This is a genomic window from Streptomyces sp. NPDC001985, assembly GCF_040296845.1.
Lineage (GTDB): Bacteria > Actinomycetota > Actinomycetes > Streptomycetales > Streptomycetaceae > Streptomyces.
The window spans coordinates 51,323-59,999 of the sequence record NZ_JBEOYB010000053.1 but is presented as its reverse complement, the minus strand read 5'-3'; the positions used below and the strand labels follow the sequence as shown (position 1 = coordinate 59,999).

Below are 8,677 nucleotides of genomic sequence, written 5' to 3'. Positions count from 1 at the left end.
TGTTTTTAAGAGTGGTGATCTTCCGAGGAGCGTCGGCGACCGACGACAACGCGGCGAGGCGCGGTGCCGGGGCTCGCGAGCCCGGCACGATCCGAAAGAGACGACCTAGGAGGCGCCGAGGTGGTCCGCCGTACGCACCGCCAGCGAGGCCGCGAGCGTCACCCCGGGGTGCGCGGCCAGTGCGATGACGCCCGGAGCGCTGGTCAGTGGTGCGCACAGCACGTGATCGCCCGCCGGAATCGGGCGGAACCCGATGGCCAGGTCTCCCAGCACGGGCTCGCCCGGCAGTCCGAACGACTCGCGCACGGCGCTCAGCGACGCCCGTGCCCGTGCCCGTGTCGCCGCCTCCGTCTCGCCCGCGACCACGTCCTCGGCGCCGACGAAGCCGTGCCGGGCGGATGGCCGGATCTCGAAGTCCGGTGTGGACACCACCCGGTCGAGCCGTAGTCCCGGCGCGGAGAACGTGAAGCGCGCGGCCGGGACGCCGGGCACGTCGATGTGCTCGCCGAGCTGCCCGGCCAGCGCGGGCAGATCCGTCCCGCAGGCGAGCACGACCCGGTCGGCGGTGAGTGCCACGTCGGCGCCCAGCAGTTCCCAGCCACCCGCCCGGCGCGGACGGACGCGGTCCACCCGGGCGGCGACCAGGGTGGCCCCGCCGGCCCGCGCGCGGGCGAGGAGCGCGTGGCGCAGCTCGTCCGGCTCGACCATGCCCTCGTCGCTCGCGTACGCGGCGACGGGCGGCGGCACCCGCAGACCGGGAAGGAGCCGCCGCAGCGCCCCCGCGTCGACGGTCGCGACACCGGGCCCCGACCGCTCGCCGAACCGGGCCGTCGCGTCCGGAGTCGATGCCCAGCTCACAGCGCCGTTCCAGGTGATGACTCCGCGCAGCGGCGGCGCGGCCGTGATGTTGCGCAGCGCGCCGAGCGAGCGGGCGAGCCCGCTCCTGTCGCGTGCTCCCGACGGCGGCTCCGCCGCCGAACCGTGCGCGTTGAGCCAGCCGAACGCCAGATCCGTCACCGGCGGCCGTGACTCCTCCGCCGTACAGACCACGACGGACAGGCCGCGCCGCACCAGTTCGTCCGCCACCGCCGCTCCCAGCACACCCGAACCGACCACGGCGACACGCATCACGCTCTCCCGTACCACTTGACCACCTCTGTTGCCCACCTCTGTTTGTGCGTCGACTGTTGCGCGTCGACGGTTGCGATCCTCCGGCGCCCCCGCGCACGGGCGCTTCGACCACGCACCGGGAGCGCGGAGGCCGTCCGCGTGCGGCAGGGGCACGCGGCCCCGGCCTCAGGCCGTCCCGCCGTCCCTGCGGCCTCCGTGCCGCGCGGGCGGACGGAGCCACCCGGGGCGGCAAGGCCCTCAGTCCGGCCTCAGGAGGGCGCGTGTGGCGGCCCGCAGCCACGTCGCCGCCTCCTCCACCGGCATGCGGTCCGCCCCGACTTCACCGCCTGCCGCGTGGCCGAGGGCGGTGACCGCGGCCACCAGCCATGTGGCCGGCGGCGCGGGGTCGAACTCGCCTGACGCCTGGCCCTTCTCGATCAGCCGGGTGAGCCGGGCCGTGACGGGCTCGTGCCGGGCCAGATCGGCCTCGGTGTCGGCGCGGGCGGTCCCGAGCTGGAGGAGGACCGGGTTGCGTTCGAACAGCCGCCAGCCGATCTCCTGCAACCGCAGCAGGGCGTCCAGGGCGGAGTCCCCCTTCTCCTCCGCCTCGTCCATCGCGGCCATGGCGTGGTCCGTGATCCGGTCGGCGACGGCTCCGATCAGCGTCTCGCGGGAGCCGAAGTGGGCGTAGACGGTCTGACGGGTGACGCCGGCCGCTGCGGCGATGGCGGCCATGCCGGCGTCGGGCCGCTCGGCCAGCAGCCGGACGGCGGCGTCCAGCACCGCGGCCCTGCTGCGCTCGGCGTCGGCGCGGCGGCGGGGCCGACCCCGAGAGGAGTCGCCGGGGGTCTCGGAAGCAGTCAAATCTTACACCCTTGTCAGAGATGGATGATCATTATATCTTACGGATGTGTAAGAGATCGCTGCGGGGGCTTCCCTCCCGCACGCACGTCAGGAGCATGGTGAATCCTCTCCGCGCACAACCTCCCGGGCAGTTCATCGCCGACTTCCTCACGAACTTCACCAACGCCGTGGTCCACGGCTCGGAAGATCCCTCCGATCTGATGTCCAGGTACTACACCCGCGATGTCGTCCAAGTCGCCGACGGCGTACGGCTCGACTGGGACCGGCTCGTCGCCCACCTCCGTCCGGTGCGCAGGAATCTGCGCGCGTTCCGGTTCGATGTGCACGAGGCGTTCCTGGACGGCGACCGGATCGCGGCCCGCTTCACGATTCACGCCCGGATGCGCAAGGGCGAACCGATGGCCACACGCGTCCACATGTTCGCCGAGTTCACCCGCGACGGCCGGTTGCGACGGGCCGAGCAGCTCACCCGGTCCGTCGCCCCCACCGCGCCCGGGGCGGACGGGTGATGCGCGCGCGCGTCCGGTGGGTCCTGGGCCTCGCCCTGCTGTCCACCGGCGCCCTGGCCGGAGCGTTCGGCTACGGAGCGGCCAACCTCGTCCCCACCTTTCAGGCCGTACCGCTCGACATGAGGCTGTCCTTCCACGCTCAGCTGATGCGGATGAACGGCATCACCATGCAGGCCGCCATGGGCGTCTCGACGCTCAGCGCCCTCGCGCTCGCCGCGATGACACGTGGTGACCCGCGGTGGCTGGCCGCGGGAGCCGGGCTCCTCGCCCTGGCGTCCTTTCTGATCACGCGTCTCGGCAATGTCCCCATCAACGGCCGCGTCAAGGAGTGGGCGGCCGGCTCGGCGCCCGCCGGTCACGCCGAGGTCCTGGCTCGCTGGGAGGCGTTCAACCACGCGCGCACGGGCGCCGCGTTCGCGGCCTTCACGCTGCTGATCCTGCTCGCCCTGCGAGGTGGTGACACCGGCCGCCCCTCCCGGTGAGCCACGGGCCACGGGCCCGCGTCACGGCCGCGCCCCGGTGGTGGTCCCGGGGCACGGCGGCCGGCCTCCCGGGCGACTGTTCCGGAATCAATAAATCCAACCGAATATCTGTACGAACTATTGAATGGCCGGAAAAACCTGTTTCACCACCCCCTATACGGGTTTCCGGTGGAGGAGTCCGCCGCCCGTGCCATGATTCCGCCCGGCCTCACCACCACCTCGACGCCCGGGGAGATCATGGCCCTCTCGCTCCAGGAACTGCTCAGCCTCTTTCCCGGCTCCGACGACGACTTCGGCATCCCCTTCGAGCGGCTCAGAGACCTGGGAGGGGTGCCCGAACTGCTCGCGACCTGGCTCCAGTCGTCGGATCTGACCGTCAGGGGTTCCGTCCCGGACCGGGGGACCCTGACCGTCGAAGGGAACCTGTCCTTCACCCTGGTCGACGGAGCCTGCCCCGTGGTCGTGTCCTTCACCGCGGACGCCGCGCAGACGGTCACCGGGGTCAGCCTCGACTTCACCCTCCCGTCGTCGGACGACGCGGAGACAGCCGGTGCCGCCGGCGAGAACGGCGAGAACGGCGGGAGCGAAGAGGAGGACGAGGAGGACGAGGAGGACCCCGGTCTCGCGCCGCATCTCGTCCTCACCGCCGGCCTCCAGCTCTCCGCCGCGCTGTCCCTGCCCTTCGCCGGCGGGGAGAAGGAGATGGTCTTCACCGCCGGCTACGAGGGCGGCACCCTCACCGGCGACTGGTCCTCCGACGAGGGCCTGTCCTGGGACGACATCGCCGGCGCCCTCGGCACCGCCCCCGCCGAACTCCCGCCCGCGCTGGTGCCCTCGCTCCACCGGGTGGCCTTCGTCTACGAGAAGCGCAGGCGCGCCGTCGTCCTGAGCGCGCGCACCGAGTACGTCCAACTGGCCTGGGCCTCCCTGCCCCGGAGGCGCTCCGCCATCGGCACCGGACGCCGGCTGCGGGCCGTCCTGCTCCAGGGCGTCCACGAGGCGGGTCTCGCCGACCTCCCCACCATCGGCGAGCACATCCCGCTGGAGGACGATCTCGTCCTCGCCGGGCTCCAGGCGTTCCACCTCTCCGCCCCCATGAGGGCCCGCGCGGTGAAGGCCGTCAACGAGCTCATGGCCGACGCGGGCGTCGGACTCGGACTGCCCTCCCGCGATCTGACCGCCGGAGCCTCCGTCGCCATCACCGGCGGTATCGCCCTCACCGCCAGGAACTACGCCCTCGTCCATCCCTTGCGCCGCAGAAAGCCCGGCACCGGCCCGGGACCCGGACCGGTCCCGCCGCCCTTCGCGCCCGTACCCGCCGCTCCGCCGGTGCTCCCGGCCGTCGCCGGGGACGACGACACCCCCGAGCCGGCCAAGGCGTCCCTCCCCGTCGACGCCGTCCTCGGCCCCCTGCGGATCGCCGAGATCTCCCTCGGTTACGACGAGGGCACCGTCCGCGTCACCATCGACGCGACCCTCGACGCCGGAGGGGTGGAACTCAGCGCCTCCGGGCTCGGTTTCACCGTCCGCGTCGACGCGGGCGACGGCGACTGGGAGTTCACCCCCGTCCTCAGCGGTCTCGGGCTCGCCTACGACCGGCCCCCCGTCAGAATCGCCGGCGCCTTCCTCGCCAAGCGGTCCGAGCCGCCCTACGAGCAGCTCTTCGCGGGCATGGCGGTGATCGAGGCCAAGGTCGTCAGCGTCAAGGTCCTCGGCGCCTACGCCCGTGCCGAGGGAGGATTCCCCTCGCTCTTCCTCTACGGGGTCCTCGGCGGGCGCTCCGGCCTCGGGCCGCCCCCGTTCCAGGTGCGCGGCATCGCCGCGGGCTTCGGCTACAACAGCTCCGTACGGGTGCCCGCCCCCGCCGACACCCCGTACTTCCCCCTCGTCGCCGAACTCGCCCACGGCGGGGAGGCCCGGCCCCCGCTGGAGGTCCTGGACTCCCTGCTCGACGGCACCGGCGGCAGGGCCGCCTGGATCACCCCCGAACCCGGGCGGATCTGGTTCGCCCTCGGCATCGACTTCACCGTCTTCCGGATGGTCGACGCGCAGGCCCTCGCCCTGGTGGAGCTGGGCGACGACTTCACCGTCGCCGTCCTCGGACTCGCCACCGCCTCCTTCCCCCTCGGCCGGGGCGACGGCCCCGTCCTCGCCCGCGTCCAGCTCGCCCTCCAGGCGCTCTACACCTCGCGCGACGGCATGCTCGCGCTCGCCGCCGAACTCACCCCCGAGTCCTTCGTCCTCGACCCCGACTGCCGGCTCACCGGCGGGCTCGCCTACCGCACCTGGTTCTCCGGGGCCCACGCCGGGGACTTCGTCTTCACCCTCGGTGGCTACCACCGCGACCTCGACGTCCCCGCCCACTACCCGACCGTCCCCCGCCTCGGCTTCACCTGGGGCATCTCCGACGTCGTCACCATCCGGGGCGAGGCGTACTGCGCCCTCACCCCCGCCGCGCTGATGGCGGGCGGACGACTGGAGGTGGCGTTCCACTCGGGCATCGTCGACGCCTGGCTCACCGCCCGTCTGGACGCCCTGATCCAGTGGAAACCCTTCTGGTTCCGGCTGGGCATCGGCGTGCGCGTCGGCTTCTCCGTCGACCTGTGGCTCTTCACCGTGCGGGGCGAGGTCGGCGTCGACCTCGACCTGTGGGGGCCGCGCGTCGGCGGCATCGCCACCGTCCACCTCTGGTGCGTCGACTTCGACATCTCCTTCGGCGCGAGCGCCCGGAGGACCCCGCCCCCGGTCTCCTGGACCGAGTTCCAGGAACAGCTGCCCGCCCGGGACGAGATGCTGCGCATCACCCCCCTCAGCGGCATCCTCCCCGAGGACGAGTCCGTCCGGGCCCGCCGCGCCGCCGCCGGGGACGAGCGCTGGGTGGTCTCCGCCGACGGCTTCTCCTTCTCCACCACCACCGCCGTCCCCGCGTCCAGGGCCACGGCCGGGACGCGGGAGGTCGACGGCGAGCCCCTCGACATCCGGCCCATGGACGCCACCGGGATCGACTCCGCGCACACCCTGACCGTCACCCTGGACGATCGGCCCTTCGACCCCCACGCGCACGGCTGGGTGATCACGGAGGACACCTCCGCCGTGCCGCGGGCGCTCTGGGGCACCGGGGAGCCCGACGCCCACGACCCGCTCGTGCCCGGACGGCTCCTCGGGCTCACCGTCGTCGTACCGCCGCCGCAGGACGGCCCCACCCCCGGGGAGATGACCGATGTCTCCCTCGGCCACGAGGACCTGGCGCCCAGTGACGCCCTGCCCCTCACCCCCGCCGACCCGCCCGCCGGCCCCGTGCCCGAGCGCTGGCAGGGCAGCGGCCCCACCCCCATCGGCACCATCGCCGCCACCATCGCCGGGAGCACGGTTCCCGCCCGTGACGCCCTCCACGAGGAGCTGACCGCCCTCGGGCTCGCCCCGCCGGACCACCACGACCCCCTGGACGGCTTCGCCGCCCGTGCCGCGAGCACCTTCACCGCCGAACCGCTGACGATCTGACGCGCGCCACGGGAGCCGCCATGACCCAGACAGCCGCCGGGGAGACCCCCCGGTTCACCGTCCACTTCCACGACGACCACATCGCCCCCGCGCCCGCAGGGCTCTACACCGCCGCCCTCGAACACGTCATCGAGGGCCCCGGTGTCGACGACGCGCTGCCCGCCGTCCGCCAGGACTTCGAGATCCGGGCCCCGCAGTTCACCCTGGACACCTCCTTCGTCCACGCCCTGCACCCCGCGCCCGGTGCCTCCGGCGCCTTCGAGTACGTCCTGCCGCACATCACCCTCAACCGGCTGATCCTGCCGTGGGAACGCAGCCCCGACCCGGACGACCCCACCCTGCCCTGGCTGGCGCTGCTGCTCTTCGCCGAGGAGGAACTGCCCGGCGACCCCAAGGCCCAGGGCACCACCCGCACCCGCACCGTCCGCGAGCTGATCGGGACCGCCGACCCCGCCGTCCTCACTCCCGGCATCAACCGCGTCCCGGACGAACTGCTCGACAGCGAGTGCGCCACCGTCGACATCCCCGCCGACGTCTACACGGGCCTGATCCCGCGCAAGCGGGAACTGCGCCACCTCTGCCATCTGCGCCGGGTCCGCGACCGGCAGGCCGCCCGGGTCACCGGGCCCGCCGGCGAGATCCTGGAGGCCGGGGAGTACGGCGTCGTCGTCGCCAACCGCTTCCCCCGCACCGCCGGACGGTACGCGGCCCACCTCGTCTCCCTCGAAGGCTTCGCCGACCACCTCGGCGGCGCCCGCCCCACCCAGGACACCGTCCGGATGGTGTCCCTCGTCGCCTGGTCCTTCGAGGCGGCCCCCGACGCGGGCGGCCACTTCGCCGCCCTCGTCCGCGCGCTCGCCGAGGACCCGGTGGGACTCGGACTGCGGCTGACCGGCGGGCGGCCCGCACAGGGCCCCGCCGCCGACCGGCTCGCCCGGGGCTACGCACCCGTCGGCCATGTCCTGCCCTCCGGGGAGCGCACCCTCGCCTGGTACCGGGGGCCGTTCACCCCCGTCGTCCCCCGGCAGCCGCCCGGATTCGGCGACACCCCGCTGCTGCGCGCCGACGAAGCCCTGGTCTACCTCACCGACACCGGGGTCTTCGACGTCAGTTACGCCTCGGCCTTCACCCTCGGCCGGGCCCTGGCCCTGGCCGACGACACCCTCGCGAGCGCGCTCACCGCCTTCCGCTCCCGCTCCCGCCGGGTCGCGGCCAGAGCCCTGGCCCACTCCCGTACCGCCGTCTCCCTCGCGGCGGACAGCGCCCACCCGGCCCGCGACCGCTTCCACCGGCTCATCGAGGACGGACTCGGCGACCGGCTGCGCCAAGCCGCCCGCACCACCGGGACCCCCGCCGCCGGGAGCGCCCGCCGCCAGGGCGGGGGAGTGCCCCGCCCGCCGTCCGCCACCGCGCTGCGGAACGGGGCACTCCGCGCCGGGCCCCTCCACGAGGGCCTGCTCCGCGCCCTCGAACAGCCCCTCGCCGAACTGCGCGACACCGTCGACCAGGTGGCCCTGATCGCCCGGACACCCCTGCACCACCTGGTGCCCGACGCCCGGATGCTGCCACCGGAGAGCCTGCGGTTCTTCCATGTCGACCCCTGGTGGTGCACCGCCCTGCGGGACGGCGTCCTCAGCACCGGCATCGGCACCACCCTGGACGAGGAAGTCGCCCGCATGGCCCGCGCCACCCTCGGCGAACCCCGCCCGCTCTCCGGCCTCCTCATGCGCTCCGCGCTGGTCCGGGGCTGGCCCGAGGTCGTCGTCGAACCCCTGAGCACCGCGTCCGGACTCCTCGGCACCGTCCACCGCAGGGTGATCGGCCCCGATCTGCTCCTCTGCCTCATCGACGGCGTGCCCGACGAGGTCGTCCTCCGCGAGCCCCACGCCGGAATCCACTTCGGCGTCGACGAGAACGACCGCATCGGGCTGCGCCGGCTCACCCCACCGGTCGGGGACTCCCTCGGCGAGGAGGCGGCCTTCCCCGCCGACGGCGGCATCACCCGCTTCCTGCGGACCTCCCACGGCGGTGCCGTCCCCGAGATCCTGAGCGTCACCGAGGGCCCCGATCCGCTGGTTCCCGCGCTGGCCGCCGCCCTGCGGGAGCGCGGCGAACTCCCCGACGGCCAGGACCTGTCGCCCGGGGCGCTCGCCGCGGAACTCGTCAACGCGCCGCAGCGGATCTCCTTCACCCCCGGCCGACGTTAGGAAC

At 73.8% G+C, this 8,677-nt stretch carries 6 protein-coding genes; 4 read left to right on the top strand and 2 right to left on the bottom strand.

The window, feature by feature from the left end; translation table 11 throughout:
- Positions 1-105 precede the first annotated feature (105 nt).
- Both ABT122_RS23220 and ABT122_RS23215 read right to left on the bottom strand, forming a co-directional pair.
- Complete coding sequence (locus tag ABT122_RS23220) at positions 106-1,128, bottom strand: NAD(P)/FAD-dependent oxidoreductase (protein ID WP_351555416.1); 1,023 nt, start codon at positions 1,126-1,128, stop codon at positions 106-108.
- 240 nt (positions 1,129-1,368) lie between these two features.
- Positions 1,369-1,974, bottom strand: coding sequence for a TetR/AcrR family transcriptional regulator (locus tag ABT122_RS23215; protein WP_351555413.1), 606 nt, complete (start codon positions 1,972-1,974; stop codon positions 1,369-1,371).
- A 95-nt stretch (positions 1,975-2,069) separates the two neighbouring features.
- On the opposite strand from ABT122_RS23215, the gene ABT122_RS23210 reads away from it, so the two are divergent.
- The 4 genes from ABT122_RS23210 to ABT122_RS23195 all read left to right on the top strand — a co-directional run bounded on the left by ABT122_RS23210 (position 2,070) and on the right by ABT122_RS23195 (position 8,673).
- A complete protein-coding gene (locus ABT122_RS23210; protein WP_351555410.1) occupies positions 2,070-2,483 on the top strand; it encodes a nuclear transport factor 2 family protein in 414 nt (137 codons plus the stop codon).
- Positions 2,483-2,965, top strand: a complete 483-nt coding sequence (locus tag ABT122_RS23205) for an anthrone oxygenase family protein (RefSeq protein WP_351555407.1) — start codon at positions 2,483-2,485, stop codon at positions 2,963-2,965. The genes ABT122_RS23210 and ABT122_RS23205 overlap by 1 nt, the downstream gene beginning before the upstream one ends.
- Positions 2,966-3,133: 168 nt before the next feature.
- Entirely contained in the window at positions 3,134-6,466 is a 3,333-nt protein-coding gene (locus ABT122_RS23200; RefSeq protein WP_351555404.1) for a DUF6603 domain-containing protein, read from the top strand.
- Positions 6,467-6,486: 20 nt separating this feature from the next.
- The gene (locus ABT122_RS23195; RefSeq protein WP_351555401.1) at positions 6,487-8,673 is read left to right on the top strand and encodes a hypothetical protein; all 2,187 of its coding nucleotides are present in this window, start codon (positions 6,487-6,489) and stop codon (positions 8,671-8,673) included.
- Positions 8,674-8,677: the final 4 nt, after the last annotated feature.

Bases quoted from the DNA above. Each gene is read 5' to 3' on its own strand.
- ABT122_RS23210 (WP_351555410.1), top strand. From the start codon at position 2,070: ATGGTGAATCCTCTCCGCGCACAACCTCCCGGGCAGTTCATCGCCGAC.
- ABT122_RS23220 (WP_351555416.1), bottom strand. From the start codon at position 1,128: ATGCGTGTCGCCGTGGTCGGTTCGGGTGTGCTGGGAGCGGCGGTGGCG.
- ABT122_RS23195 (WP_351555401.1), top strand. From the start codon at position 6,487: ATGACCCAGACAGCCGCCGGGGAGACCCCCCGGTTCACCGTCCACTTC.
- ABT122_RS23205 (WP_351555407.1), top strand. From the start codon at position 2,483: ATGCGCGCGCGCGTCCGGTGGGTCCTGGGCCTCGCCCTGCTGTCCACC.